General features: G+C 54.7%; 22 protein-coding genes and 2 pseudogenes. 17 read left to right on the forward strand and 7 right to left on the reverse strand.

Annotated elements, in window-relative coordinates:
• Positions 1-40 precede the first annotated feature (40 nt).
• Positions 41-1,204, reverse strand: coding sequence for an iron-containing alcohol dehydrogenase (locus M4NBBH2_RS10125; protein WP_116270858.1), 1,164 nt, complete (start codon positions 1,202-1,204; stop codon positions 41-43).
• 163 nt (positions 1,205-1,367) lie between these two features.
• Here M4NBBH2_RS10125 and M4NBBH2_RS10130 point away from each other — a divergent pair, with 163 nt between their 5' ends.
• The 4 genes from M4NBBH2_RS10130 to M4NBBH2_RS10145 all read left to right on the forward strand — a co-directional run bounded on the left by M4NBBH2_RS10130 (position 1,368) and on the right by M4NBBH2_RS10145 (position 4,593).
• On the forward strand, positions 1,368-2,321 hold the full coding sequence (locus tag M4NBBH2_RS10130; RefSeq protein ID WP_116270859.1) for a helix-turn-helix transcriptional regulator: 954 nt from the start codon (positions 1,368-1,370) through the stop codon (positions 2,319-2,321).
• 279 nt (positions 2,322-2,600) lie between these two features.
• Complete coding sequence (locus M4NBBH2_RS10135; RefSeq protein WP_116270860.1) at positions 2,601-3,128, forward strand: hypothetical protein; 528 nt, start codon at positions 2,601-2,603, stop codon at positions 3,126-3,128.
• Positions 3,129-3,352: 224 nt separating this feature from the next.
• A complete protein-coding gene (locus M4NBBH2_RS10140; protein ID WP_116270861.1) occupies positions 3,353-3,766 on the forward strand; it encodes a hypothetical protein in 414 nt (137 codons plus the stop codon).
• Positions 3,767-4,164: 398 nt separating this feature from the next.
• Positions 4,165-4,593, forward strand: a complete 429-nt coding sequence (locus M4NBBH2_RS10145; protein ID WP_116270862.1) for a hypothetical protein — start codon at positions 4,165-4,167, stop codon at positions 4,591-4,593.
• Positions 4,594-4,696: 103 nt separating this feature from the next.
• On the opposite strand, the gene M4NBBH2_RS10150 is transcribed toward M4NBBH2_RS10145, so the two are convergent.
• Both M4NBBH2_RS10150 and M4NBBH2_RS10160 read right to left on the reverse strand, forming a co-directional pair.
• On the reverse strand, positions 4,697-5,173 hold the full coding sequence (locus M4NBBH2_RS10150; protein ID WP_116270863.1) for a hypothetical protein: 477 nt from the start codon (positions 5,171-5,173) through the stop codon (positions 4,697-4,699).
• A gap of 482 nt (positions 5,174-5,655) precedes the next feature.
• Positions 5,656-6,360: a Crp/Fnr family transcriptional regulator gene (locus M4NBBH2_RS10160; protein WP_116270865.1), complete on the reverse strand. Its 705-nt coding sequence runs from the start codon at positions 6,358-6,360 to the stop codon at positions 5,656-5,658.
• Positions 6,361-6,790: 430 nt separating this feature from the next.
• Here M4NBBH2_RS10160 and M4NBBH2_RS10165 point away from each other — a divergent pair, with 430 nt between their 5' ends.
• The 3 genes from M4NBBH2_RS10165 to M4NBBH2_RS10175 all read left to right on the forward strand — a co-directional run bounded on the left by M4NBBH2_RS10165 (position 6,791) and on the right by M4NBBH2_RS10175 (position 10,514).
• Positions 6,791-8,329: an FAD-dependent oxidoreductase gene (locus M4NBBH2_RS10165; protein ID WP_116270866.1), complete on the forward strand. Its 1,539-nt coding sequence runs from the start codon at positions 6,791-6,793 to the stop codon at positions 8,327-8,329.
• Between the two features lie 141 nt (positions 8,330-8,470).
• Positions 8,471-9,580, forward strand: coding sequence for a porin (locus M4NBBH2_RS10170; RefSeq protein WP_170135154.1), 1,110 nt, complete (start codon positions 8,471-8,473; stop codon positions 9,578-9,580).
• A 376-nt stretch (positions 9,581-9,956) separates the two neighbouring features.
• Positions 9,957-10,514, forward strand: coding sequence for a cyclase family protein (locus M4NBBH2_RS10175; protein WP_116270868.1), 558 nt, complete (start codon positions 9,957-9,959; stop codon positions 10,512-10,514).
• 229 nt (positions 10,515-10,743) lie between these two features.
• On the opposite strand, the gene M4NBBH2_RS10180 is transcribed toward M4NBBH2_RS10175, so the two are convergent.
• Positions 10,744-11,565, reverse strand: coding sequence for a MerR family transcriptional regulator (locus M4NBBH2_RS10180; protein ID WP_116270869.1), 822 nt, complete (start codon positions 11,563-11,565; stop codon positions 10,744-10,746).
• A gap of 470 nt (positions 11,566-12,035) precedes the next feature.
• Here M4NBBH2_RS10180 and M4NBBH2_RS10185 point away from each other — a divergent pair, with 470 nt between their 5' ends.
• The 3 genes from M4NBBH2_RS10185 to M4NBBH2_RS10195 all read left to right on the forward strand — a co-directional run bounded on the left by M4NBBH2_RS10185 (position 12,036) and on the right by M4NBBH2_RS10195 (position 17,029).
• Entirely contained in the window at positions 12,036-13,994 is a 1,959-nt protein-coding gene (locus M4NBBH2_RS10185; protein WP_116270870.1) for an FAD-binding protein, read from the forward strand.
• A gap of 106 nt (positions 13,995-14,100) precedes the next feature.
• On the forward strand, positions 14,101-15,219 hold the full coding sequence (locus tag M4NBBH2_RS10190; protein ID WP_116270871.1) for a porin: 1,119 nt from the start codon (positions 14,101-14,103) through the stop codon (positions 15,217-15,219).
• Positions 15,220-15,781: 562 nt separating this feature from the next.
• Entirely contained in the window at positions 15,782-17,029 is a 1,248-nt protein-coding gene (locus tag M4NBBH2_RS10195; protein ID WP_116269216.1) for an IS256 family transposase, read from the forward strand.
• Between the two features lie 25 nt (positions 17,030-17,054).
• Here the strand turns inward: M4NBBH2_RS10195 and M4NBBH2_RS10200 are convergent.
• A pseudogene (locus M4NBBH2_RS10200) lies at positions 17,055-17,474 on the reverse strand (transposase); the annotation flags it as partial.
• A 20-nt stretch (positions 17,475-17,494) separates the two neighbouring features.
• Between M4NBBH2_RS10200 and M4NBBH2_RS12390 the strand changes: the two are divergent.
• A pseudogene (locus M4NBBH2_RS12390) lies at positions 17,495-17,812 on the forward strand (recombinase family protein); the annotation flags it as partial.
• A gap of 103 nt (positions 17,813-17,915) precedes the next feature.
• Positions 17,916-18,125: a helix-turn-helix domain-containing protein gene (locus M4NBBH2_RS12395; RefSeq protein ID WP_116270874.1), complete on the forward strand. Its 210-nt coding sequence runs from the start codon at positions 17,916-17,918 to the stop codon at positions 18,123-18,125.
• A 22-nt stretch (positions 18,126-18,147) separates the two neighbouring features.
• Here the strand turns inward: M4NBBH2_RS12395 and M4NBBH2_RS10215 are convergent, their stop codons facing one another.
• On the reverse strand, positions 18,148-19,239 hold the full coding sequence (locus M4NBBH2_RS10215) for an IS3 family transposase (protein WP_116269330.1): 1,092 nt from the start codon (positions 19,237-19,239) through the stop codon (positions 18,148-18,150).
• The gene (locus tag M4NBBH2_RS10220) at positions 19,218-19,739 is read right to left on the reverse strand and encodes a hypothetical protein (protein WP_116269329.1); all 522 of its coding nucleotides are present in this window, start codon (positions 19,737-19,739) and stop codon (positions 19,218-19,220) included. Before M4NBBH2_RS10220 ends, M4NBBH2_RS10215 begins: the two co-directional genes overlap by 22 nt.
• A 177-nt stretch (positions 19,740-19,916) precedes the next feature.
• Here M4NBBH2_RS10220 and M4NBBH2_RS10225 point away from each other — a divergent pair, with 177 nt between their 5' ends.
• The 5 genes from M4NBBH2_RS10225 (at position 19,917) to M4NBBH2_RS10245 (ending at position 26,384) form a co-directional block, all read left to right on the forward strand.
• The gene (locus tag M4NBBH2_RS10225; protein ID WP_116270875.1) at positions 19,917-20,918 is read left to right on the forward strand and encodes an IS30 family transposase; all 1,002 of its coding nucleotides are present in this window, start codon (positions 19,917-19,919) and stop codon (positions 20,916-20,918) included.
• Between the two features lie 25 nt (positions 20,919-20,943).
• The gene (locus M4NBBH2_RS10230) at positions 20,944-22,224 is read left to right on the forward strand and encodes an RNA-guided endonuclease InsQ/TnpB family protein (protein WP_269148225.1); all 1,281 of its coding nucleotides are present in this window, start codon (positions 20,944-20,946) and stop codon (positions 22,222-22,224) included.
• A 402-nt stretch (positions 22,225-22,626) separates the two neighbouring features.
• Positions 22,627-23,109, forward strand: a complete 483-nt coding sequence (locus M4NBBH2_RS10235) for a hypothetical protein (protein WP_116270877.1) — start codon at positions 22,627-22,629, stop codon at positions 23,107-23,109.
• Between the two features lie 46 nt (positions 23,110-23,155).
• The gene (locus tag M4NBBH2_RS10240) at positions 23,156-23,698 is read left to right on the forward strand and encodes a hypothetical protein (RefSeq protein WP_116270878.1); all 543 of its coding nucleotides are present in this window, start codon (positions 23,156-23,158) and stop codon (positions 23,696-23,698) included.
• 25 nt (positions 23,699-23,723) lie between these two features.
• Positions 23,724-26,384 (forward strand): hypothetical protein, encoded by a 2,661-nt coding sequence (locus M4NBBH2_RS10245; protein WP_116270879.1) that lies wholly within the window; start codon positions 23,724-23,726, stop codon positions 26,382-26,384.
• The last annotated feature ends 143 nt before the right edge of the window (positions 26,385-26,527 follow it).

Below are 26,527 nucleotides of genomic sequence, written 5' to 3' on the forward strand. Positions count from 1 at the left end.
GCTTTCCCCCTCATACAGAATTCAGATTCACTGAATCGTCTTACTTATAGGATTCCTCGAAGATCTCAAGGTAATCAGCGTCTGAGAGCGGCAGGGGATCGGCCGTGATATCGCCGCCAAGCACCTCGTGAACGCGCTTCGGATAACCCTTCAGCTCTTCCTTCGTAATGCCGGCGTCACTCATCCGGAGATCAGCGCAGCCAACGGACGCGATCAGAGCGTCGAGCGCCTGGATAAAGTCTTCTCCCGACTGCGGATCCTTCACGCCCATGGCACGCGCCATCTTCTTCATCGGTTCCTCAGCGGCCTTACGCTTCGCGAAGAAGTTGAAGTAGGCGTGGCTGATCATGATGAGGCCGGCACCGTGAACGAGGTCATCGTGATAGCCGCCCATCACGTGCTCCATCGTGTGTTCCGACGTGCAGAGCATGTAGAAACCGGCGAGCGTGTTCGCGAGAGCCACATTCGCGCGGGCTTCCATGTTGCTCCCATTCTTATAAGCGGTCGGGAGGTTCTGGGCGATCAGTTCAATCGCCTTCAGGGCAAACATTTCGCCCATCGGGTGCTCATTCTTATTGATCACGGATTCCGCGGCGTGGAAGAACGCGTCCATTCCCTGGTAAGCCGTGAATTTCGGCGGCACGCTCTTCATGAGGTTCGCGTCAACAATGGAAAGCGTCGGCATCATGGAAGGGAAGAAGATACCGGTCTTCTCTTTCGTCGCCTCATTCGTAATGACAGAAGCCATATCCACTTCGGAACCGGTGCCGGCTGACGTCGTAATCGCGACAATCGGAACCGCCGCGACCGGAGCCGCTTTCTTACCGCCGTTGACAGACAGGCTGTAGTCCCAGATCGTCCCGGGGTTCGTCATCATGAGGGCGATGCACTTCCCGCAGTCCATCACGGAGCCGCCGCCAAGCGCCACGACAAAGTCGCAGCCCGTTTTCTTCCCGAGCGCCGCGCCGTCCATCACGTTATCCGACGTCGGGTTCGGACGGATCTGATCAAAGAGTTCGTGCCCGACCCCCGCGAGATCAAGTTCCTTCTCAAGCGAGGCAAGGTACCCGTACTTCTTCACCGAAGTGCCGTTCGTGGTCACGATGAGCGCTTTCTTCCCCGGAAGCGTCTCTTCATGCAGCGTCTGCAGCTTCCCCGGTCCGAAAAGGACTTTGGCGGGCATATGGAAGACAAAGTTATACATGCTTATTCTCCTGATTTTCTCTCTGCAAAAAAGGTTCCCGATGCCCCTCACACCGGGATTCCTGATGCTGTAATGGTAGAGAAGGAGAGGACAGAAAACAGTACCTGAAGTTAACAGGTATACTGACTTTTATTAACCTATGGCGGGAGAGGATCCACACGAAATGACAAAGGATGAAAAAGCGGCTGAAGCGGCGCTCGCGGAACTCTCACGCCGTTTCCCGACCCTCCGCTGGGACTTCCGGCCGGATCCCGTCGGGGGCCGGACCGAACTCATTTCGCAGTGGCTCGGGGACCCTGAGGAAGAAGTGATGCTCTGCGCCTTTACGGGCGACCATATCGATGAGCGGTTTCACCGCCAGGATTTCTTCTTCATTAACTTCGCGTACCACGGGACGTATGAGGCGCTCTCCGCGCGCTACAGCAACCGGGTGACGCTTGAAGAAGGGGACTGCTATATCGGGCAGCCCTACAGCGGCTACGCGATGAAGAAGTCGGGGCCGGATCCGGTCTCGATCGTCGGGATCCTGATTCAGAAAGAGGCGTTCCTTCGGGAGTACCTTGCGCCGATTTCCGAGGACCCGGTGCTGCTCCGGTTCTTCCTTGAACCGATGAAGAACCGGTACGCGGATGAATTCATCAAGCTCTCGCTCCCCAGGTGTTCCCCGATCTGGAATCTTCTCCGGATTATGATGACAGAGTACGTGGGCGGGAACCTCTGCAGTCAGAAGATCCTCAAGTCCCTCACGCTCACGATCCTTCTCTATATCATCCGTTCGTACCACGAGGAGCAGGAAAAAGCCGTGAAGCCCACACTCACGGAATCGCTCCTACAGTACATCGCGCTCCACTCCGATTCGCTCACGCTTCAATCGATGGCGGATCACTTTGGTTACCACCCGGTCTATCTTTCGCGGCTCCTCGTGAAACTCACTGAAAAGACCTTCTCAGAGCTTCTGCTCGATTCCCGGATGCGGAAAGCGAAGCTGTTTCTCGAAAACACCCCGCTCAGCAACGAGAAAATCGCGGAGCTGCTCGGTTACAAGAACGCGAGCAACTTTTACCGCGCCTATAAGAGCTACTACGGAACGACGCCCCGGGTGACAAAAGCGGCGTAAGTGAGATCGGGGAGGGGGTGACTCTCCCCTTAAGCGACCCGAATCCGACCCTCACGGAACCCGTTTTCCGTGCTCCAAAAACCGGTATTGTGATCGAAGGACAGTATTGACGCCGGATCACGGCAAATACCCCGGAATTTCCCATTCTTTCCTTGTAATCTTCCCTCAGGAACTGAGCCGCAGTGTTCTGATTTAGCAAGAAAATCAGAGACCGCGAAAGAGACGTTAATCGTTATGGCGGATTTAAAGCGATCCGCTTCATGACAAGGGAAGGGAAAAATGGTTGATGAGTATTACGACAGTGCGTACGCGGATTATCCGCTGAAAGCGCTCACGAAAAACACTGAGCTGACAACCGAAGTCCAGCAGAAAGTGATGTACGAAATCGATTCGCTGCTGGAAGCGTATTTCGAGTCGACGCTCGACGATATCAAGGCCGCGTGGAAGAAAGACCGCGGAATCGGGACCGGAGATCCGGAGGAAGCTGACATTCTCGCGGCTACGGTTGATGAGGACGAGATTGACGTGGACGAGGAGGACGACGATGACGACGGTCCGACCCGGGAATTCATATTCGCCTGGGTCTATAAGAACATGCCGCGTGTGATCCGGGACTACTTGAATGACGAGTTCTGTAAGTCAAAGCCGGGGAAGCGGCGCACCGCTCGGTTCTACATCAAGAAGGACTTTATCTACCTCTCGCAGACCGGAGTGAATGAAGAAGCCTGCTACTGGCCGATGAACCTCGATCAGTTCGCGGAAGAGCTCTCGGACTATCCGATGACGGAGGGCGCGATGTACTGCTGAGCCGCGAGAGAACCGGCAGCAGGGCGGGGAGGAGAGAAATCTCCCCGCCGGCACCTTCAAGCCTGATTCAATCGGGGAGACACTGCTGTGTCTCCCATTTACTTATTTATAGGTGTCGATTTTCATAACACCTTGTGGTATGCTTCAGATCGACATGGATGACCGATTTTTCGATGGTCTTCCTTTAGGCAGCTCTCCGTTCTCCTGATGGAAAAAGAGGTTTTATGCCGCTTGAAAGTTATTACGACGATAAGTGGTTCAAAAATCGGCTGAAAAAAATCACCGAGGACACTGAATTCACGGAGGAATTCAGCACCCAGGTCGAGTTTCTGATCGACTGCTACCTCTCCGATATCCTGACGGATGTCGCGGATCTGGCCGAACGGGGCGGCGACGTGTGGAGCTGGGTTTACATCCATGTGCCGGCCCGGATCGAGTGGCAACTGAACGCCCGATTCTGCCCTCCGATCCCCGGAAAACGCCGCGCCATCCGGTTCTATCGCGAGAACTGCACAAAGCTCTTCCTCTCCATCAAAGGAAAGGGGAAGACCTATTGGGAACTCTATCTGGACGACTTTATCAGCGAAGCCGAGAACTATCCGTCCCGATCCGGGCTCCCAGGGCCTAAGTATTACTGACCGATTTTTAAAAACCACAGAGCATTAAAACCATGGGGCAGGGGGAAAGTGATCTTTCCTCACTGCCCCGATTTTTTAGGTGACGCGAACGCTTTCCTCTCTTGATTCCTGTTTTCCCGCGGCGGAAAACTCACCCTCAGGATCTTTTCTTTCCGTGATCCAACAGTATTGCGATCCAGGGACAGTATTGACGTTTCAGAAGCACGGAAAACACTCTTTTCTCCCCCTTCAGCTGATAAGCTGGTGTCAGAGAAAAATCGATGTCTTACAGCGAGTTATGAGGACAGGCCGCTCGTAACGGTGAATCTTTTTATCGTTATGACGCTGGTTCTGATTCAACACTGCGGGACAGCGGCATGCCTGTTTCTGTAAGCGAAAATCGACAGGAGAGAAAGCAAATGACCAAGCTCCACGCAGGAGAGATTCTGAGTCCGGAGATCTGCCGGGAGGTCGATCGCGCGATCGAAACCATTATCCGGCGGGAATTCCGGTCCTTTCACCAGTGTTACGCGGAAGGCGTGAAGCGTTATTACGCGCGGAAAGGGAAGGACGCGGATTTTGAGAAATTCGCCCGGGTCTGGATAAAACGGGTGGGATCGCGGCGGATCGCGGAGCACCTGGAGCATCAGTTCTGTGACGGGACGTCAGGAGAATTCGGTGTCCTGATCTGCGGCTTGCCGCCCGGGTCTCAGTGCGTGATCCGGTTTAACAGCGCCGGGGGCCGCAGCTGGTGGAACGCTTATTCGTGGGAAATTGACATGAAAGCGCTCAGTCACGACCTCGTCCGGTACCCGTACCGGGATCCGGGTGTCACCCGGTACTACTGAAGTCAAAGCAACTGGCGTCAAAAAAAGCGGGCAGGGAGGAAATCCTCTTTCTGCCCGCTTCTCTGAAGGGCAGGATCACGACAGATCCCGCCTTCCCTCTTTATCAGTGCACCGCGTGAAGCATCGGGCGGCCGTCCGCCGGCCGCTGCACGAGGTCACTCAGTTCCCGCTCAATGACAAGCGACTCGAACTGATCGATGAGTTCGAGAGCGTTCGTGATCTTCTCACGGTACCGATAGGAGCAGCCCTCAACACCGAGCGAGACGCCGGCGGAGAGGAGCAGCGCGAACTGCGCCGCGTGACGGAGACGGTCATCCTCACGGGAGTCCGCCGCGTCCTGCGCCATCTGTTCCTTCAGAATCGTACAGACCGTCTGCCACTCACTTCTCAGCTTGTCCGCCTTCTCAAAGTCCACGGATCTCCGGACCCGGCGGATGGAAAGACGATGATTCAGAGCCGAACGGGCGGTTTCCAGCTGTTCGTGAATATCAACCGGATGATCTTTGCATGCGCCAAGCGCGAGGAAAGCTTCTGCCGTGTCTGGGTCAAAAAGATCATTGATGCTGATTTTTTGGCTCATGGGAATCCTTCGTTCTTATCGTTCGAACGCGACGTAAATGTGTTGTCATAATTCTACTATAGGTTTGGACTAATAATAACGATAGAACGAAAAAAATCTGACGTATTACTTGAAATATCTGTGCGACAGATACCCGTCTGAGCCTCGTTTTTTACGGAAATCCGGCGTCTAATAAAAAATACCTATTCGGGGAGAGGGGAAGAGACAGCCGGTGACATTCCGTCAGTCTGACTACATCGTTCTGACGCTTTTATACGACTACGGTGCCGGTACGAAAGTTCTATTTTTTGTAAGGCTCGATCCCAGACTCGGGCCGCGCGGGGTCGGGAAACGAAGAGTCGGAAACCGGGACGGTAAAGAAACGGCAGGGGACGTTCTTCAGATCACGCTGAATACCGCCGCCCGGGGGAAAGACGTTTAAGAAGCTCATTCGCTCTCGGGAATCAAGCGGTTAGCCGACCCGACAAGTCGGTCTGCCGAGGTCAGTCGCGCCACATGTAGTGGTCCGCGGTCACGTCCTTAAAGAACCGAAGAGAAAGCGTAAACCCATCGCGGTTTGAGGAGAGAGCGCCCGCCTGATGCCATTTCGCGAGAATCCGCTCAATCGTTTTCACGGTGGAATGCATCACGTAGCTCAGTTCCGTGTACGTGAGTTTCAGCGGAACGAAAAGCACATCGCCTTTAGGCCGGCACCCGAGGCTTTCCGCGAGTGACAGAAGAAAATGCCCGAGCCGCTCCTCAGTCTGCGTACTGAACATCAGCATAAAAGCCCCGTAGTCGGAGGCGATGCAATCCATGCAGTAGCGGTGATAGAGCTCCTCGAGCCCTTCTTCCTTTAACGCGGCCTTCAGGGTGTCGAGACGGCAGATCCAGACATCCGAATTCCGAAGCACCATGAACTTTTCCGCCTGGTGATCGATCCCGAGGTAATCAAAGTAATTGATGATACGGCCCGGGAGCACGATCGAGATCGCGTGAGGGCGGCCCGGTTCCCCGGTGTCGTAGCACTGCCCAAGGAGCCCAGCCTGCAGGAACGTGACGTTGTGGCCATCCCCCTTGATATTGATGGCGTCCAACATGCTTCCCTTTTTCACGCTGAAAAAACTTCCATGCTGCCGGAAGAGGGCGGCGAGCCTGTCGTCCGCCTTCGGAATCAGCCACGGAGTCGTGTCGTAATACTGGGCCATAGGGAGAAAGGAGTAGATGAGAGGGTATTAAGACCGGATTATAAGAAAACGCCGGATGGATTCCTCTCTTCCCAGGTTCCGCTTATCTCCTCACTTTCCCGGAGTGCGGCTTTCCGAGGCCTTCCTACGGAGCCGGACAAAACTTCCATCACCGCCTGTTTCTAAGGCATTTCTTCTTCTCTGATTTATAACGTGTTTTCGGTTTGTCAGCCGCCTAAAAGAATCAGCCGAAAGCTGTCGTTCCTCTGAAATTCCACGGACATATGTGGGGGAAAAAGAAGAAAAAATCACCGACACGTGTCGGGGGCGAAAAACGCCCGGAGATCACAAAATTACTCCGTCGAACGGATAAGCATCTCTCCGACGAATTACCTAGTAAGACTTAACACATAAAAACACTGACACACTTACGCGAGAAAAGGAATAAGAAATGAAACGAGTTCCGACTCTGGTCGCTGCCGCGATGATGGCTCTCAGCCTCCCGGCGTTCTCACTCACTCAGTACACGACAGATCTCGTGATCGTCGGCTCCGGCACGGCCGGTCTCCCCGCTGCCGCCACCGCGGCTCAGATGGGCGTGAAGGCGATCACGATTGAAAAGAGCCCAACGATCGGCGGTCAGCTTCACGTGATCGAAGGCACGTACGCGGTCGGCACCGATATCCAGCGTAAGGAAATGATCGGTCTCAACGCTGAAAAGTCGTTTGACCAGACAATGAAGTACGCCGCCTGGCGCGCGGATCCCCAGCTCGTGAAGCGCATCATTGAGGCGTCCGGCCCCAACATCAAGTGGATGATGGACACGGGTGTCGCCATGAAGGGCGTGATGACGGATACGCTTGACGGGAACCGCGTGTACCACACCTACGCCGGTCACTATCCGGGAGAACAGGCGGTCGGCGCTCTGATGAAAATGATCAGGGAGAAGGGCGGCAAGGTCCTCACCGAAATGAAGGGCGAACACCTGATCATCGATAAGGACGGCACGGTGACCGGCGTCGTCGCAAAGAACCTGAAGACCGGGGAAGAAGTCCGCATCCACGCGAAGGCAGTGCTGCTCGCCGCGGGCTCCATGGCGAACGGCCCTGACATGATGGCAAAGTACAACCCGTCGCTTCGCGTGGCCGGGAAGCCGATGAAGTCGATCGCGATTGAAACGAACACCGGTGACGGCATCAAGATGGGACTTGAAGCGGGCGCCGATCTCCGCAACACCGATATCGTGATCAGTGAATCCATCGTCCCGACGAACACGCTCTACCTCGAGCAGTATGTCGATAAGAAGATGCTCGACGCCTACATGATGCTGAAGGCGCAGACGCTCTGGGTCAACACCGCCGGCCACCGCTTCATGGATGAGAGCCACTCGGACGACTTCACGATCGTCTTCAACGCGATCCATAACCAGGGGAACCAGGCTTTCGTGATCATGGATGACGCGAAGCGTGTCGATCTGATGCAGGGCGCGGGCTCCGACACCAACTACTTCACGGTGTATGACAAGGGCCAGAAAGTGGTTCACTTCGACGAAGTCGTGGCGGACGGCCAGAAGCGCGGCTACGCCTTCAAGGCAAACACCATTCCGGAACTCGCGAAACTGATGGGCGTGAACCCGACGGTGCTGCAGGCGACGGTGGACCGCTATAACAAGATGGCCCGCGCCGGTGTGGATACCGACTTCGGAAAGAAGCATAACCTCATCCCGATCGTGAAAGCACCGTTCTACGCCTTCAAGGGTGACGGCACGATCTGCGATATGACGGGCGGCCTTCTCATCAACAGCAAGGCCCAGGTGATGGATAAGAAGGGCAACCCGATCAAGGGTCTCTATGCCGCGGGCTCGATGGCGGGCGGCATGTACGGCACGGAATACCCGTACATCAACCCGGGATTCGCTTCCGCCACGGCTATCGCGACTGGCCGCTTCGCGGTCCAGGATGTGGCTGAGCATCTGAAGGCCGGGAAGTAATCCGGCGACAGGAATCCACTCTCTTTCTCTCCTCCGGTCCGCCCGATCTCGTAACCCCATATAGATCCGGGCGGGCCGTTTTTACTTCTGAATGCCGGAGAAGGCACTTTTTAAATGCTCTCCCTCCGGTCAGGAATGAAAATGCATTCATCACACTTCAGAATTCCCGCGGTGACGGCGGCGGTCCTCCTGGCGTCAGGTATTTCAGGTGCTGCGTCAGCCGCGAACGTGGAGCTTTACGGCAGCATCGATAACGGTCTTCGGGTGACCGCGGCCCGCGGGATTGACGGGGCATCATCCCAGACCACGGTCGGAATGGAATCCGGCCAGTGGTTTCCGAACCTGATCGGGCTGAAAGGATCAGAGTCGCTTGGGAACGGCTACTCGGTCGCGTTCAGCCTGGAAAACCGCTTTAACAGCGACTCGCGAACGTTCCTTGAGGAAGGCCGGCTTTTCGACAATCAGGCGCTCCTCATGGTGAACACCGAAAAGTGGACGGTCGCTGCCGGCCGCATGGAGGGGCTTTCATCCACGATGGGTGAATTTGACCTGATGTGCCCGATGGAACCGTTTGAGGGCGGCTGGGCGGAGGCGGGCGGCGGGAACGTCTTCGCGAATATCGGGCTTTCCGCGAATAACGCGGTCGCCGCGCGTGTCCGTCCCATCGCGGGTCTCACCGTAACCGGCGCGTATTCGCTCGGAGTCGAAACGGAAAAACCAGGCTTCAGCGCGAAACGCCACTACGCCGCGATCGGTAGCTCGTACCAGAATGACCGCCTCTGGGCCGGGTTCACGTATGAGGTTCTTACGAAGGGTGACGCCGCGTCGAAGAATGACCACGTCTTCAAGGCTGGCGTGAATTACGACTTCGGTCCGGTGAGGGCGTTTATCGCTTACTCCTACACGAAGAACCACACCTGGTGGGGCGTGAATTCGGACTCCAACTCCTACATGCTTGGGTTCACAGCACCGGCAGCCGGCGGTCTTATCCGGACGTCTGTCCAGTACTTTGACGGGAAATCCGTGAAACTGGCGGATGGCACGGATTTCAACGCCGACCGCACGGTGGCCTCAATCGGCTACACGTACCCGGTATCCAAGCGCACAACCCTCTGGGGAGTCTATTCGTATTCGCATGGCTCCAAGTCTCTTAACCGGAACTCGAAATCCGGTTACACGATGGCGAGCACCGAAGAGCGCGCTGAAGCGAATCGGTCTCTTGTCAGCCTCGGCGTGACGCATTTCTTCTGAAAAATAAATCTCAGCGTCACTTGAAGAACCATCAATTAACTGATTGTTATTAATCGGTAATTTAAAAACAGAGCGGCAGACTTTCCTGACTCCTGCCGGAGGCTTTCTCTCCACCTCGGGTGAGGAGTCAGGATTTTTTAGCGACACTGAAAGCATTGAAGCGGGGCGGTGAAGGGGATTGGCTCGCTTTTTTTTCGATCGGGATCTCCGGAATCACAAATCGTTCGTAGCTCGAATAAAGTTCTTCTCGTTCAGTTTCTCATAAATCCTGTAACACTTTAAATAGATAGCGTCTCCTATCTGAAATTTAAACCTTTGCTATATTAATCAAAGCGTTCTACTACACACCTGCAGTAAACACCATAAAGGAACTCCTATGACCGATATCACTTTATGCGTCACGCCGAAGGTGCGCGAGAGTATGGGGCAGAATCAATGGAAAGCCTTCACGGGGCATCTTGGCACTCACTTCGATGTGATGGACAAGGTTTTTCCGATGGAATACGCGGAGCGCGAAGGCATTATCTTCGACGTCAGCCGTGTAGGGGATGGGGAGGTGCAGATCAGCGACATCGACCTCACGCTCGTTAAAGCCGATATGGCGGTCATTTTCGCGACCGGTTTTATTGAGAAAGTGGGATACGGGAACCCGACCTACTTCAAGGAGCACCCCACCTTATCGCCTGAACTGATCGACGCGCTGCTTCTCCGTCACATCTCGATCATCGGTGTCGACTGCGCCGGGGTGAGGCGGGGCGCGGAACATCCCCCGATGGATCAGCACTGCGCGGATCACGATGTCTTCATCGTGGAGAATCTCTGTCACCTGGGCGACGTGCTTCAGGGCCGTCCCTTCGCCCGCTGTCATGTCCACACGTACCCGATGAATTTCACCGGCATGACCGGGCTCCCCTGCCGGGTCGCCGTGGATTAAAAAATCAAAAGAGGGGAGGCGGTTAAGCGGTTACCGCCTCCGTGCGGGGTGCCGGGTTTCTTGCACCCGCTTTTGACAGCGCTCGGTTTACAACCGGACAGTCCGCTTTCGGAATCCATTTCTGTCTCCGGAAAAGAAGAGGGGAGAGCAGTCCGAAGCTTCTCCCCCCTTCAGTACCCCGTGTCCGACCGGTGTCTTTTCACGGCTCTTCTATATAAGAATGAAGCGGTCACTCCGAAATCGGTATCACAAAGCGGCCGTATCCCCGCTGTACGCCATCCCGTTCCAGCTTCATTTCGTTAATCAGGATCGCGTTACCGGAGGGTTTGAGCCCTAGAGACCGGAGTTTCTGAAACGCCGGATGCGCTCCGGTTTCGGAGTCCTTCATGAGGAACGGATCCTTCAGCCCCGCGAAGTGGAACACAAAGGCGACCGTTTTCGGGATCACCCAGACGGCACCGTTCAGCGGAATCCCGCAGCGCTTCACATTCGCTTCCGTGACGTAAAGCCCCCAGAAGACCTTGTTTTCCCCCGGATTCTCGGGATCCGGTTTCACGTAAAGCGCGGACTTCGTCACCGGCATCTGATCGCACCAGGCCTGCAGCACCTCATACACCCGGTCGTCATCGATAAAGTCCTGCCCGCAGGTGTGGGGGAGGAAGTAGATCGGCTCGATCTCTTTCACTTCCCACTTGGTCTCGTTCCCCCGCATCGCGTCGTGCCATTTATTAAAGCGCCGGTGCTCATCCACGATCGCCTGCAGCCGGTCCGCCTTCTGCTGCAGCTCATCCGCGTGGTCATCAAAGGTTTTAAACGCGGTCTCTTCGTCTGCCGCGAGAGCGCATTTCATCTGCTTGATCTGGATCCCGAAGCTATGGAGCCGCATGTATTCAAAAACGCGCCCCGCCTGCGGAAACTGGTAGTAGCGGTAGCCTTTCTCGTTCTGTTTCGCGTCAATCAGCCCCGCTTCCTCATAGTGTTTGAGGAACGCCTGGGTTACCCCAAGGTGATAAGCGAAACTCCCAATCCGGTATTCCTTGAATACAGTCATCTCTCTCTTCTCTCTCCGATCCGTCACCGCGAAGCGGGCGGATCTTCTTGTTTTAATTGCGATTCGGTTTTGTTTTCGGCCGCGGCCCGCGTCTCCCGGCAGGAAAGGCCCTTTTTTCAGGTCAAGCGGCTCTTATTTTCCTACTTCTACCCATTCGGGGTAACTACCCCAATGGTTTAGGGAGGCAATACATCAAAAGTCGCATCCTAGATTCGGCTTTGGAAAGACATTACCCCACTTTCTATCGACGCCATTTTCGGGGTTTTCCCGTAATTAATAACAAAAAATTACATCATCACTAGGGTTTTTACCTCAAAGATGTTCGATCTGTGACTTACAGCACAGCAATTTTTTTCTCCCTTGACCCGTATCCGGGATGCACCAATATCATTTTTTCCCGTTACGCCGAATGGCGGCATTGCTTACGCCTTTCGGCTTCACCTTTTTGGTTCAAAGGAAGAAAAACTCTCATGACTCAGTTCTCTCGTCGTAAGTTCCTGCGTACCAGCATTGTCGGCGGTGCCTCTATCACCACCGCGGCTCTGGCTCACGCGGCTCCTGCCGGCATCTATAAGGCCGGTACTTACTCCTCCAAGGCTGCCGGTATCGGCGGCGACGTCATCGTCACGATGACGTTTGACACGAATAAGATCACGGGCGTTGTGATCGACGCGTCGCACGAGACCCCCGGGATCGGCCAGAAGGCGGCCGTTGAACTGAAGAAGCAGCTGCTGCTCGGTCAGGGCGCCAAGGTGGACACGGTGTCCGGCGCCTCAATCACGTCGTCCGCTGTCCGGAAGGCCGCCGCGAAGTGCATCGCGCAGGCGAAGGGCGAGATCCCGGTTGAAGTGATCACGAAGGAAACCGCGAAGGAAGAGGATTCCGGCGACTGGCTCGGGAAGGCCCCCGAGATCGCTGAGAAGGACATCGTGAACACCGTGACCACCGACATCCTCGTGATCGGCTGCGGTACCGGCGGCATGTTCGCTGTGTGCGCCGCTGCTGAGAACGGCGGCAAGGTCATTGGTATTGACCGCTTCCCCACCGGCACCGGCATCCGTGGTGACCTCGGCGCGATCAACTCCCGCTATCAGAAGAAAGAAGGGACGAAGATCGACAAGTTCGAGTTCACCGCCTGGGCGACCCGTTACGCGGGCGGCCACGTGAAGCAGGAGCTCTACAACGTCTGGGCGGATAACTCCGGCGAAACGATCGACTGGTTCGGTGACCGGCTGAAAGAAAACGGCATCGAGATGATGAACGAAGTGGGTGACAAGAACGATCCCGCCCGCTACGTTGGCTACGCCACCGGCCACTCCGGCCAGAAAGTCGGCGCGAACGAAGGCCAGAAGTTCAATTCCTTCCTCTACAAGTATGCGATCAGCAAGGGTGCCCGCTTCGACTACTCGATGAAGATGGTGAAGCTCGAGAAGAAGGACGGCCGCGTGACTGGCTGTATCGCTCAGAACGGTGACGGGAAGTACGTCCGCTACATCGCGAAGAAGGGCACGGTGGTTGCGACCGGCGGCTACGCCCGTAACTACAAGATGATGGAAGCGCTCCAGCCCTGGAACCTCCGCGTCGTCTCCCGCACCGGCGCGATGCCGGGCGCGCTCGGCGACGGCATCAAGGCCTGCCTCTGGGTCGGTGCCAAGATGGACGAGACGCACTGCGCAATGAAGTTTGACCGCGCCGCGATCCGCCCGAATCAGAAGGCGGGTCTCGAGACCCTGAAGTCGGGCGACAACGCCTGGTTCTGGATGGGATCGCAGCCGTGGCTGAAGGTGAATTCGTTTGGTGAACGCTTCATCAACGAATCCGGCACGTACGAGAATCCGCTCCACGCGGACGAATACAACAAGGATCACGCTCACTACACGATCTTTGACAGCAACTGGCCTGAATACGCAAAGCAGTTCAAGATGCACGGCTGCTCCCGCCTCTGGCCCTTCGCGAACGGCGCTGAGCCCAACATTCCGTGGTTTGTCGTGAAGGACAAGATGCTCCCGGGGCTGATCAAGAGCGGCTTCGTGCAGCAGGCGGACACGATCGAGGAACTCGCGAAGAAACTCGGTCTCCCGGTTGAAGCGGTGAAGAAGACCGTGGAAAAGAATAACGAGAACTGGAAGAACGGCGTCGACCCCGAGTTCGGGAAAGAGAAGCATCGCCTGTCTCCGGTGAATAAGCCCCCGTACTACGGCGCGAAGAATTCCGGCTGGCTGCTTTGCACGCTCGACGGCATTGTGATCAACAAGGATCTCAACGCCTGTGACGAAAACGGCGACGCGATCCCCGGGCTCTACGTGATCGGCAACGACTCGGGCTCCTACTTCGCGAACGAGTACCCGAACCTCGCGACCGGTATGGCCTGCGGCCGCACCGTGACGTTCGGCCGTGTGATCGGCCGCGCTCTCGCGAAGAAGGCGTAACCGACCTGTTTCCCGGCTGCTGGAAAGAGAAGAGGGGAGAAACCTCTCACTCTTTCCGGCGGGAAAGATTCCCACCCCACCACACTAAAAACACAGTTCAAACATCATGAATCTCAAGCTCTCTGCACTCGTCCTCGCGACGGCCGGCGCTTTCGCCTCCACCGCTTTCGCTTCCGGCACCCAGATCTATGGCGTGATTGACCAGGGTCTCGATTACCAGCACGTGAAGACGGTTGGCGGGTCGAAAACCGACTCCCTCTCCATGGTGTCCGGTCAGTACATCGGCTCCCGCTTCGGCCTCAAGTCTGAAGAACGTTTTGATAACGGCACCACGGTCGGCGTTCAGCTCGAAGGCGGTCTCTCCACCGACTCCGGCATGTCCGGCCAGAGCGGCCGGCTCTTTGGCCGCGACGCCCGTCTCTACGTCGATAACCAGTACGGTCTCTTCTCCGCTGGCCGTATGGGCGCGATGGTGGGCGGCAACGGCCCGTACGCCCGTTTCGGTCACATCCTCTCCCCGTTCTCCTGCGGCTGGGGCAACGTCGGCGGTCACCTCCAGGTGATGGCGCTTGGCTACGAATACGTGGATAACGCTCTCGCCTGGGCTTCCCCCAAGTTCGCCGGGTTTGATGCCACCCTCCAGTACTCGAACGGCACGGACGCGAAGAATTTCGGCACCGGTGTTGAAGGCAAGTCCTCTGTTGAACGTATGTACGCCGGCGCTCTCCGCTACACCCATAATGACCTCATGATGATCGGCGGTATCGAGCGTATCAACTACGCGCAGCCGAGCGCGAATGACCTCGGCCGCAAGGACGCGATCAGCTATAACCTCGGCGGTTCTTACCAGGCTGGCTGGGCGAAGTTCTACGCCTACGGCCAGTACTTCCAGAACTACACGGCGGCCGCCCGTACGACGACCTTCGCACTTCCCTCCGGTGTTGACGGCTGGGGCGCGAATGTCGGCGTGGATGTCCCGGTGTCCCACGGTTTCATCAAGGCTGGCCTCGGCTACGGTGACTTCAAGGGAAGCAAGGATTCTGACCGCACGATGAAGACCTGGCAGGCTGCTGTCGGCTACCTCCTCCCGCTCTCGAAGCGCACGTCCCTCTACACGGCCGCGAACTACATCAACAGCCGTTACTCTGACGCGCAGGAAGCCGCGAATCCGAAGGCTGGCAAGCAGGTGATCGACGTGATCGCCGGCCTCATGCACAAGTTCTGATCTTTCACCCCTGAAAGATCAACCTGAGAAGGGGATGCCGCCCGACACCCAGTTCGCCCTGGGGGAAGAGCGGTATCTCTTTCCATCTCTCCTAAGAGTGTCCTACGGAACCGGAACCCAACTCTCTCCTCCACGGTTTCGGTTTCGAAGCAGCAGCTCTCCTCCGGCCGGGTATCCCTCCCGGCTGGACCCCGAAAGGGGTTCCCCATTTCTCATCAATGTCCGTTCTCCCGCGATTTCGGAACACCGATATCGGGAAGAGGGCACCGATCCCATTCTCTGCCGCGCTTTTCCGCCCGGAATTCCGATCTCTTTAAAACCGGTTTCTCAGAATCGGAAAAACGGCTCAATTTTCCGTGCCTCTAATATAGATAGAGAGACTCAGGCACCTCTTCAAAAAGAAAGGCCCCCGGTTACCCGAGATGAACTGCTCCCCAAATTTAGGACTTGTTAAATAAAAATCCTAAGGGGCGATAGAAAGGGATTGATTTCGGTATTCTACCGGAGGGTGAGGAAAATTTTGTGGGTGACTCTGAGATAATTGCTCTTGGAGGAGCCTCAAATGAAACGAAAGACAGACCCCTTGGATAGTGTTGCAGGACAGATTTTAGAAAACGCCAAGAAATCCGGGCTTGAGATTAATACCGCAGAGGATGCGGAAAATCTTATGGCCCATATGCTCGGTCGGCTGCTGACTCAAATGCTTGACGGTGAAATGACCAATCATCTCGGTTACGAAAGAGGCGGTAAACGTGTCACCGAAAATGAGCGTAACGGGCATAGTTCGAAAACCCTCAAATCGTCCAGCCTTGGAAATATCCGTATTGACGTACCCAGAGACCGCAAGGGAGAGTTTGAGCCGAGGGTCGTTCCTAAGCATAAACGCCAGCTGGCGGGGTTTGAGGACAAGGTTCTGGCCTTGTACGCCAGAGGGCTCTCAACCCGGGAAATTCAAGGCTTTCTCTATGATGAATACGGTATGGAGACCAGTGCCGAATTTATCAGCGATGTTACGGACGCCATCCTTCCTGAGGTTGAAAAATGGCAGAACCGTCCTCTGGATCCGTTTTATACAACTGTTTTCTTTGACTCTATTCGAGTCAAAATCCGAGGTGATAATGGCATTGTTACCCCGAAAGCGGTCCATCTTGCCTTGGGCGTAAACGCCCAGGGCCGCAAGGAAGTTTTGGGGATGTGGGTCGCTGATAACGAAAGCGCAAAATATTGGCTTAAGGTCTTCACTGAACTCAAAAACAGGGGGGTGTCTGATATTCTGATTGCTGTCACAGACGGACTCAAGGGAATGAAGGAGGCGCTTGAAGCTGCCTTTCCCAACACTCTGCTGCAGACCTGCATTGTTCACCTGATCAGGAACAGTCTGAAATTCGTCGGATATAAGGATTACAAGGCCGTAGCCGGCGCGCTGAAGCCCATTTACCGGGCCGTAAACGCGGCTGATGCGCGGAAGGAACTGGACGCTTTTGCACAGTCGGAACTGGGGCTCAGATACCCTTACATCGCCAAACAGTGGATCGATTCCTGGGATAAGGTGATCCCCTTCTTTGATTTTTCCCCAAATATCCGCAGACTTATTTATACAACCAATGCCATAGAGAGCCTTAATCGGGATCTAAGAAAAGTAATTAAGACCCGAGCTGCTTTCCCTACTGAAACGGCTGCTTTGAAACTTCTCTTTCTGGCAATCCGGAAAGTAGAGAAAAGATGGGTGCGGCCTTCTCCATACTGGAGTGCCGCTATGAGAGAATTGGTTGTGCTATTTGGTGACCGAATCACCCCCTACATCGATTAACCTTGAACGAGCCGCCCACAAAAAATTACACACCCTCTTCTACCGGGGTCAGTCCCTTTAATTTCATCTGCCTTCTTCTGTTGTTCCAGTGCTGAATGTAACGATCCAGGTCTCTTTCAAAATCTTCATAGCAGTCCCATGTCTGATCAAGAAAGAATTCGTCCTTCAGATGCCCAAAAACCTGTTCGGTCGCGGCATTATCAAGGCAGTTACTTTTTCTTGACATGCTTTGCCGGATTCCTGCGCTCTTCAGGGTCCGTACCCAATACCAATGCTGGTACTGCCAGCCCATATCCGAGTGAAGGATTGGGTGCACGCCCTTGGGCATCGTCCTAAGCATCATCCTGAGCATTTTCTTCTGCTGCTCCATATTTGGAGAGCGGGAGATAGCCCAGGCCACGATTTCCTTTGTCGCAAAGTCGTAGACCATAGCCAGATACGCCTTACCCCAGGGATCTTGGAAGCGGGCTTAATTGCAAAAAGCCCGGACTCAGGAAGCTGATGAGACTGCTTCTTGGCGGGCAAATCCGGACATTGGTGCTGACCCATGACGACAGGCTGCTTCGGTTTGGCACGGAACTGATCTATATCCTCTGCCGTTGGGTGAAAACCTCTGTTGTCGTTCTGGATGATTCAGCGAAAGAACCTTTTGAGACTGAACTCGTCAAAGACGTGATAACACTGATGACTGTGTTCTCCGCCCGTCTCTATGGGAAACGGAGCTGGAAGAATCGAAAAAGCGTTGAGCTTCCGCTTAAATGTAACAGAATATTATCCGCCTGAAACTCACTTATAGACCGGCAGAAAATGTGACTGTGCAGCGGGGCTTGTTTTTTTAGCCGCATATAAGTATTATTTTAATAACCCATTTACAGTTACTTTTTCTATGTCAGAAAGCGAGCTTTGCTGGTACCTCGGATTCAGAACAAAACTGGATCCTACGAAGGAGCAGGCGGAATATTTCTCCCGTGCCAGCGGAACCGCTCGTCTTGTCTTCAACTGGGGACTGGGGCAATGGATAAAACAGTATGAGGAGTACAAAAACGGGCTGCGTTCCGGTGAGTGTCAAATGATCTTTCGCCGAAATTGTTCGTAAAAAAATAGGTTGCAGTGTTTGTTCAAGCAGCCCCCGGCAAACGCTTTTCCTCAAGCTGTCCATTTTCGGGGTTAAGCCATACCCTGCCGATCGGAGTGCAGTTCAGCACGGAATCGCCGATCCAGCGCTCCGGGTGGTTTCTGCGAGCCTCCAGCATCGTTTCCCTGCGTCGGCGCAGCACCTCCGCATCTTCGCAGCGGTAACGCTGTCCGGGTGTAACCATTCGGATGCCGCGATGTCTGTGGTGCTCGTTGTAATGTTCCACAAAACTTTGCACCCATTGTTCAGCTTCCTCGACGCTGTTAAAGCCGTCTCGGGGATACAGGCAATCGCCGCTGTACTTAAGCGTACGGAAAAAGGACTCAGAATACGGGTTGTCGTTACTGACTCGCGGACGGCTGTGCGAGAAGATAATTCCGTTCTTCTCAAGCAAAGCCATAGTGGGCGCGGCTTTCATGCTCGCGCCATTGTCTGAATGCACGACAAGCTGTCCGGGCCTGATTCCATATTTTCTGAAGGCATCTCCGAGAAAGCGCACGGCAAAATCAGCATTGTCTGCGTCGAACACCCTGGCACTCACAACCATACGGCTATAGACGTCGACAATGACGTACGCGTAGTAGAACCAGCCCGTGTAAGTGCTGGAGCGAAGATAGGTGATGTCCCAGGTCCATACTTCATTAGGCTTCTCCGCGCTGTAAGCGGTCGGCCTGCTGCGGAGACGGGCTTTCCGGGTGGGAGCGCGGCGCGCGTTCAATCCCCGCGCTCTGAAAAGACGGTAAAGCGTAGAGAGAGAACACCAGTACTCCTTGTTTTCATCCAGAAGCTTGTAGAAAGCCTGCGTCAGGCTGAGATCGCGCACATCCTCCCGACAGAATCGCTCCACGATCTGCTCCCGCAAATCCTCCGGGATTTGCCGGGAGCTCGTAAAATTGCTCCGGTCGAGCCGTCCATCGCCATCAGGGGCATGCCGCCAGTTTTGCAATGTACGCGGAGTAATTCCAACTGCTTCGCAGGACAGCCTCTGCGACAGTCCCAGCGATTGACCGAAATCGACCAGTGAAATAATTTCCTGACGATCCTGGGCACTGATCAGTTTTCCTTTTCCCCCCAGATCGCCTCGGCTTTTTTTGACAGCATCAGCATCGTCGCAGCATCAGCCAATGCTTTGTCTTTTCTGGAAATTTCCTGAGCCTGTCTTGCGTTTTCCTTCTTGAGCTCGGTAATAGCGGAAGCCTGGGCTTCATGCTGTCTCTTGTCTACGGCATCCGGGTGTTTGCTGAACCATTCGGCCCAGGCGTCCACAGTGGATGCGAGATAGCCGTGTTTACGGCAGTATTGACCGAAGTCAGTCTCGCTCAGGAATGCTTTGGCGTTGACAGCGGTATGGGCTTGCAGGTAGGTCACACCCTTAGGAAGCTTAAGGTCGGCCATGGGCTTGGAAATTCCTGTGTTAGGCAGCGTGACGCAGTCTGATTTCTCTTTTGCCTTCTCGAGCCAGTACCTGATTGTTGATTTGCCTATCGAGTACTGAACGGAGGCTTCAGAGATTCGAAGCTCTTTGCTCAGAATGCGGGCCACGAGGTTATCTATAAACTCCTGCGAATATCGCATGTTTTACCACTCCATGTAAGACTGAAAGAGTGGCGAAAGTTATTTTGACAGATAATGGTTCCAGCCCTCCGAATATCAAAGGGCGAATTATCACTTCAAGTGCAAAGCCTGAGAAAAGAATAGTGGCCCATAAAGCTTCCATAATAGAGATTGTCAAGATAACTATAGAGGGAGCTCATGAGCCACTATCATCATCTTACTCTTCGGGACAGAGTATTTATTTCGGCTTTAACGATTTCAGGCAAATCCCTGTCTGAAATTGCATGTGCGATTGGGAAAAATGTTTCTACGATCTCCCGCGAACTGAAGCGAAACAAGGCTGTATCGGCCCAGGATGGGGCTTCAGCTGCCTATGATCCCTGTGCCGCGCAGGCCCGATATCAGAGACAGAGAAAGCATTGCGGAAAGAGAAACATTCTGAAGTCTGACTCGTTGCTGACAAGGATTGTCTCAAATCTGCTGGTTAAGAAATTCTGGTCTCCGGAGCAGATTCAATACCGTCTCAGAAAGGAGCTGCCGAATCTAAGGATCAGCGCCACGACAATCTACCGAGGAATCAATTCTGGCTTTCTGGATCGCTTTGTGGATGGCCGAAAGATGTCCCGACACCTGCGACACCACGGTAAAACGCGTCACCGTAAAGGCATGACCGAGAGGCGAGGAAAGATCCAGATCACTCACAGCATTGAAGAGCGACCCCTGGAAGCTCAGAACAGATCTCGCCTGGGGGATTGGGAAGGCGATACCGTCATCGGAAAAAAGAGCGGAGCCTGCCTCACGACTCTGGTCGATAGGAAGTCCGGCTTTCTCTGTGGCGGGAAAACCGCTTCCAAGACTGCGGCCGATGTGTCTGCCGTAATTGAGAAATCTCTGTCAGATAAGGATCTGCGTACGATTACCGTAGATCGCGGAAAAGAATTTTCCTGGGCTGAAAAACTGGAGAAAGATCTCAGAACCAAAGTGTATTTCTGCTTGCCTCATCATCCATGGGAGAAAGGAAGTAATGAAAATACAAACGGACTTCTTAGAGACTTTTTCCCAAAAGGAATGAGTATCGATAAAATTTCTCAGGCAGAAGTTCAGAAACGGTTCAATGCTCTGAATTTCAGACCCAGAAAACGTCTCAATTGGAAGTGTCCGGCTGAAGTCTTTTATTCAGTAACTTTGCACTTGATTTGATAATTCACCAGATATAAAGAAACAGCTGACACAGCTGAAAAAGGAGGGAGAGAAGTTCTTCTGGATGAAGAAGGTGACCAAGTGCGCTCCGCAGTACGCGCTGACTGATCTTGGGATGGCTTTTGAGCACCTTTTCGACAATCCTGGCGACTTCAAATATCCGAATTTCAAAAAGAAAGGGTCCAAGCGAGACAGCTTTCGCCTGGATAACTGTCAATTTAAAGTTGAGAACAATCGCATCCGCGTTCCCCATGTCGGTTGGGTCCGGATGCATGAGCGTCTGCGGTTCCGGGGCGCTAAACTGCTTTGGGCGACTATCTCGCGACAGGCGGACGGTTGGTACGTGAGCATTCAGCTTGAACTCCATGATCTCGATCATCTCAGTCCGGCTAAAAACCAAGGCCGCATTGGGGTGGATCTGGGAGTTCTGAATTTTGCCACGCTCTCAAACGGTCTCGTCTTCGAAGGCCCGAAGCCGCTGAAAAAATACAGTGAGAAGCTAGCCAAACTTCAGCGAAAATTTTCCCGTACGGAAAAAAACAGCCATAATCGCGCGAAGCTTCGAATTAAGATTGCCCGGCTGTATGAGAAAATCAGCAATATCCGACTTGATGCCATTCATAAACTCACGGCATTTCTGACAGCCAACTATTCAGAGGTCTGCATTGAGGATCTGAGCGTTAAAGGCATGATGAGGAATCATCACCTTGCGCGCGCCATTTCCGATATGGGATTCCGTGAATTCAGGCGTCAGATGGAATACAAAATGAAGCAGCGGGGCGGGAGGCTTATCATCGCGAGCCGCTGGTTCCCAAGCTCAAAGATGTGCAGATTCTGCGGATTAACGAATAAAGCTCTGAAACTCAAACATCGGCTTTGGGTCTGCCCGCATTGCGGCAGGATTATCGTTGACCGGGATGTGAATGCCGCTATTAATCTTTGTAATTACATAGATAGAGTTGATAAATCGGACAGCTGTTCTGACAGCGGCCGCGCTGCGGCCAGCAGTCAGAAAGGGAATGCTGTCTCGTCCGAGAGTTACCCGGACGTGTGCCCCGCCGGTGAGGACCCGTCCCGGCTGAAGGCCGCTGCGGAGAGGCAGGGATGCCAATCCACGATGCAGACATGTCGGAAGACATTGGCCGGAAATGATGCTGCCGACCCTGGAGAAAACAGTAAGGCGTTTTACTATGGTGTCGGCAGTGATGACTGGGGAAGCCAACGGAATTCTCTGCCCGGCAGTTTCGGCGCAGAGGTAGTCTCTAAGCAAACTGTTAATGTACAGGTTTGTTCAGAGGCTCAGTAACGGAAAGGGGTGATTTTACCTGACTCTGACGTAATGAAAAATCCCCCCATCGAGAGCGGGGATCCGTTTTTTTCGTCCCGCGTCCGGCCCGGTATTGTGATCGAAGGACAGTATTGATCACAATAATTCAGAATCCAGTCGATTTTACGATTCAAATCTGATACTTTTTTAATTGAAGAGCGGCCTAGTCTTAACTGTGACAAAACTCCTTAATTCGCCAATAACTGCGAATGAGGGAAAGGGGGGAAGAAGCGCCGGGACGCGAGTCGTTTTCAGGCAAAAGCGAGCCGAAATTCCCGTAGCCAGTAGTTGGAAGCCTGAAGCGGAGCTAGCAGGCAGAAGGAGTCCTAACTCCTGCCGCTTCTCTCCCTCCTTAAGGTCCTGAAAGTTGGAGAAACCACGATGCAGCGAACCCTGAGAACAAATTCCCGGATCACTCCCGAGATACATGCGGAAGCCGCGGCTGAAATCCACGCGTATTTCTGCGGAAACCTCAGTACCTTCCGACAGGAACTGCTGGACGACGCGACGAACGCCAAATTTCTGAAAAGTGTTGAGGACGCCGAAACGCTTTTTGAACTGGGGGACGACCCGGATGAGGAAGAACTGAAGGATCTTGGTCAGTTCAGGGATTTCTCTTCCAAATGGGTCCGGACAGCGCTCATTCCAACCGTGATCGATCACCTGAACGAGGTGTTCTGCCGGAAGGGGTTCGAAGGGTTCCGGAGGAGAGGACGAAGCGACTGGATCTATTTCGGGGAGAAGCCGGACACGCTTTTCTGGACAGTCCGCGCTAAAGAGAGCGCGGCACCGACAAACCGTTTCCCGCGGTACCCGGACGCGCTCCGCGACCTGCTGCCTGAAATTTTCCCGGAACAGAACTGAGCCTTCAGTCTTAACTCAATAAACACCGCACTCTCCGGAGGTCACTATGGTGGATTTTTCTCCCTGCGCGTCAGACGCAAGTAACGTCAGATTCTGGATCGAAGACGCTATCAAAGATCATGTTCCGTACCTGAGGCAATGTATCTGCAAAGCCTGGAACGAGTCCGGCCGGTATCAGTCGGTTCTCAGGGCTTATAAAAAGAAGCCCCTCAAATTCGTGAGTGAAGAGGAGCGGGAGGCGTTCCTCGCGTTTTGTGAGAAAGAGATCTCCAACTGCCCCTTCGCCATGAATCCCTACGAGTATCCGGAAGACACGACAGAACTGATCGGGGCGCTCGTGGATGACCTGAATGGCTGCGAATGGGAGAGTTCGATGTCTTTCGATGACGGTTTCAAACTGGGTGAAAGCCTCGGTCTCGCCTACACCGAGGGTGGGTGCGAAACTGGCACCTGGGATGTGGACTACGCGCTTGTCGCCCGGGAAATCCGGGACTTCCCGAAGTACACGGGCCATACGGTCCGCTCCTGGTGGATCGCAGGCGGGGTCGAAGTGAAATGCGACCGGCTGACTGAGAAATACACATTCTGAAAGAGAGACAGCGAGGAGCCCCGCGATGAAAAAAGATGAAATCGGGATGGAGTCGATAAAGGAGTCTGAGATCCGTTCGCTTTGGGGGTTGGATCCGGAGGAGGCAGCAGGCCCCCTTGGGTACCTCGCGGGGCGAGCCGTCCAGCATCTCTTCCAGGCGCCTCTCTCCCCATCCCCCGCGGAGAAAATAGAAAACGCCATTCGGGATCTCGAGCGGCTTCAGTCGCTCGAGAAGAAGGGGGTTGAGCTGAGAGATTCCGATCGGGAACCTTCAGCGGTTTCCCTCACTGAAGACGCGAAAAGCCGGGTAAAGGCCGCCTTCAGCCGGGTCACAGCGGAGTCGCCCCGGGTGACCGAAGACCTGATCGCCGCGATAACCCGGCTCGCGAGCCCGGGGCTCACCCAAAAAGACGCAGCCGAAGCAAAGCAGCTATGCAGGCGGATCATCCGCTTCGTGGCCCCTCTCCGTGTCCCGTTTGCCGAACGGCCGCTTGAGGTGCCGGCCGCGATCGAGCATCTGTGGGCCGCGTTCCCTGCGCCCTTTAACACGATTTTTGAACTCTTCCTTCGTTCGCCTTTTTTCCGCGACATGCCGACAGACTTCAGAAAGGGACTCCGTCTCTTCAGGGTCGCCGACACCGCGGCATGGTCCGATTGGACGGACGCCGCGGAAAGGGCATTTAATGAGCGGGAGGCGTTTTTCAGCGGGATTGCCCGCGGAGCCCGCTGTTCAACCGTCACCGAGAAAGGCGAGACGATGTCCCCCTTTGATCTCTATCTGGATGCGATCGGGCCTCAGGCAAAGGACCCGGCCGCAGCGGCGGAAAAGGTTTTTTCCGCGATGGCGGATGTTTACTTCTCGATCCGAAACGATCCGGATTACGTGAACTGGAACCCGAGGCTCGAGGGGGCGCTCGAGAAATGCGAAGCCGCGGGGGCGCTTCTGAGAGAGGCTTGGGAAGGACATATTGAAAAGAATCCAATGCCCGCGGACACACCGACGGCGGAAGACTCCGACCCGCTTTCCCCGGCTGCCCGGGCATACAGCCTCGCGCTGACTGACGCTGGGATCGACCGGCTGCCGGAGTTTTTTGACTATGCCTCGGGTAAGTTCATCCGTTCTATTCTTTCACTCCCGCTCTCCGGATCCCCCGCCCGAGAGACGCGCGCGATCCTCTTCGGACTTCGGCAGATGATCGGGTCAATTGAGTGGCACATGAAAGATTACCCGATTCGACGCGGCTGGCAGGAATACACCGGCCGGATACCGCGGCTCTTCTGTTCATCCGGAAATGAGGCTCTGGAGGGGATAGAAAAGCCGCTCCTCAAGGCGATAGAGAAGGGCGCGTCTTCGCGCCTCTTCACCCGGCTCCGCGGCGCGCTTCAGCCCCAGACAGACTTCCCAGCAGAAGTGACGGAAAAAACGTTTGAAGTCATCCGGGAACTGATGATTCTGGGGAAGCAAACCCACAGATCCGATTGGAGCGAGCCGCCAAAAGCGTCTCTGGAACGTATCCGAAAGGAAGTTCTCTTTATTCATCAGGCCTTCGAACACGCGGTGTGTGAGGACGATAAGGAAATCGAAAATCCAACGGACATTACGGCCGAGCTTTGGAAATCGCGCCCCGGAATTCCGGATTTCAACCGGGAATCAGCTAAAGAACTGAAGGAAGATCATCCGGAACGGTGGGCTGACGCTTTCCCGGGGATTTCGATAGAGGATCTTCTCTTCACACTGGACCGCGCGACTGGAAACGTGATCCGCTGCCTCAGCCGGGTTCCGTATCTCGCGGATCCGCGGGAAGAGCTCGAGCAGGCGAAAGAGGATCTCGCGCGTCTTGAGCGCTCAAAGCTCCGTCTCTCCGGTGTCATTCCGCCTGTGGCATCAGAAGAGCACCAGGCGCTTGAAGCCGCGCTGAAAACACTGTCCGAGACTCTCGAGGCTGAACGTCAGTCGCTCGCCTTTGAGGTCTTCGCGGACAGCATGAAACTGAAGACGCGCTCCCCGAATTCGGTCGCGGCTCAGATCCTGCGCGCGATCATCTTTCTCATTAAAGCCGCGCAGATGCCGACGGACGAAAAAACGGAGAAGCAGAAAGCGGTTTTTTCTGAACAGGCGCATAAGTCGTTTTATGACGTGTACTGGAGGTGGTGCAGCAACTCCAGAACGCCTGACAGTCTGAAGTGGATTCACTCGGTGATCGATCTCACTCAGGAAGGGATCCTCGAACGGTTCCCGAACGGCCGTATTCCGTATAAAGCGATTTACCGTCATGCCGGCCCAATGCCCATGCCGATCTCGTCCTATTTCCCGAGATCAAAGCGGGTCACTGTCGGAGACGCCGCGCTTAAGATGGTGAGAACGAGTATCGATGGTCCGTGGTACATCAAGCTCTCAGACTTTGAGTTCTTTCTCAGCGGCGCGGAAGGTTCCGGCAATCCCGGGTTCCATCTCCGGGCTGACACGCATCTGAAAAACGGTGACATTCTCTGTGTCATGGGAACCATGTTTCTGAGACTTCGGGGAGCGGTCCGGTACCTCGAAGATCTAAGCGACCACCCGGCAAATCCTGACCCGAAAGAAGCCGCAGAATTCCAAACCTGGGCGCATGAGGCGATCCGGGTTCTCAGTACGGCAGATCCCGAGAATCAGCCTGAATCCGAGTCTCAGAAGGATCCTGAATAACGTCGTTATAGGGGTTCTGGCGATTCCTTCGAGGACAAACCGCGATCAAAGATCAGGGCCACCCGGTACTGTCTGTGCCACAATGGAAACGGATCCTGAAAATCACTTCATTAAGAGACCCCGCGCGCCCGCCCCCGCCGGCC

Source organism: Mesosutterella multiformis (assembly GCF_003402575.1).
Lineage (GTDB): Bacteria > Pseudomonadota > Gammaproteobacteria > Burkholderiales > Burkholderiaceae_F > Mesosutterella > Mesosutterella multiformis.

Coding starts and splice junctions, on each gene's coding strand:
- M4NBBH2_RS10240 (WP_116270878.1), top strand. CDS start 23,156: ATGGTGGATTTTTCTCCCTGCGCGTCAGACGCAAGTAACGTCAGATTC.
- M4NBBH2_RS10145 (WP_116270862.1), top strand. CDS start 4,165: ATGACCAAGCTCCACGCAGGAGAGATTCTGAGTCCGGAGATCTGCCGG.
- M4NBBH2_RS10185 (WP_116270870.1), top strand. CDS start 12,036: ATGACTCAGTTCTCTCGTCGTAAGTTCCTGCGTACCAGCATTGTCGGC.
- M4NBBH2_RS10190 (WP_116270871.1), top strand. CDS start 14,101: ATGAATCTCAAGCTCTCTGCACTCGTCCTCGCGACGGCCGGCGCTTTC.
- M4NBBH2_RS10175 (WP_116270868.1), top strand. CDS start 9,957: ATGACCGATATCACTTTATGCGTCACGCCGAAGGTGCGCGAGAGTATG.
- M4NBBH2_RS10130 (WP_116270859.1), top strand. CDS start 1,368: ATGACAAAGGATGAAAAAGCGGCTGAAGCGGCGCTCGCGGAACTCTCA.
- M4NBBH2_RS10180 (WP_116270869.1), bottom strand. CDS start 11,565: ATGACTGTATTCAAGGAATACCGGATTGGGAGTTTCGCTTATCACCTT.
- M4NBBH2_RS10125 (WP_116270858.1), bottom strand. CDS start 1,204: ATGTATAACTTTGTCTTCCATATGCCCGCCAAAGTCCTTTTCGGACCG.
- M4NBBH2_RS10140 (WP_116270861.1), top strand. CDS start 3,353: ATGCCGCTTGAAAGTTATTACGACGATAAGTGGTTCAAAAATCGGCTG.
- M4NBBH2_RS10165 (WP_116270866.1), top strand. CDS start 6,791: ATGAAACGAGTTCCGACTCTGGTCGCTGCCGCGATGATGGCTCTCAGC.
- M4NBBH2_RS10160 (WP_116270865.1), bottom strand. CDS start 6,360: ATGGCCCAGTATTACGACACGACTCCGTGGCTGATTCCGAAGGCGGAC.
- M4NBBH2_RS10170 (WP_170135154.1), top strand. CDS start 8,471: ATGCATTCATCACACTTCAGAATTCCCGCGGTGACGGCGGCGGTCCTC.
- M4NBBH2_RS10235 (WP_116270877.1), top strand. CDS start 22,627: ATGCAGCGAACCCTGAGAACAAATTCCCGGATCACTCCCGAGATACAT.
- M4NBBH2_RS10220 (WP_116269329.1), bottom strand. CDS start 19,739: ATGCGATATTCGCAGGAGTTTATAGATAACCTCGTGGCCCGCATTCTG.
- M4NBBH2_RS10225 (WP_116270875.1), top strand. CDS start 19,917: ATGAGCCACTATCATCATCTTACTCTTCGGGACAGAGTATTTATTTCG.
- M4NBBH2_RS10135 (WP_116270860.1), top strand. CDS start 2,601: ATGGTTGATGAGTATTACGACAGTGCGTACGCGGATTATCCGCTGAAA.
- M4NBBH2_RS12395 (WP_116270874.1), top strand. CDS start 17,916: ATGTCAGAAAGCGAGCTTTGCTGGTACCTCGGATTCAGAACAAAACTG.
- M4NBBH2_RS10245 (WP_116270879.1), top strand. CDS start 23,724: ATGAAAAAAGATGAAATCGGGATGGAGTCGATAAAGGAGTCTGAGATC.
- M4NBBH2_RS10150 (WP_116270863.1), bottom strand. CDS start 5,173: ATGAGCCAAAAAATCAGCATCAATGATCTTTTTGACCCAGACACGGCA.
- M4NBBH2_RS10195 (WP_116269216.1), top strand. CDS start 15,782: ATGAAACGAAAGACAGACCCCTTGGATAGTGTTGCAGGACAGATTTTA.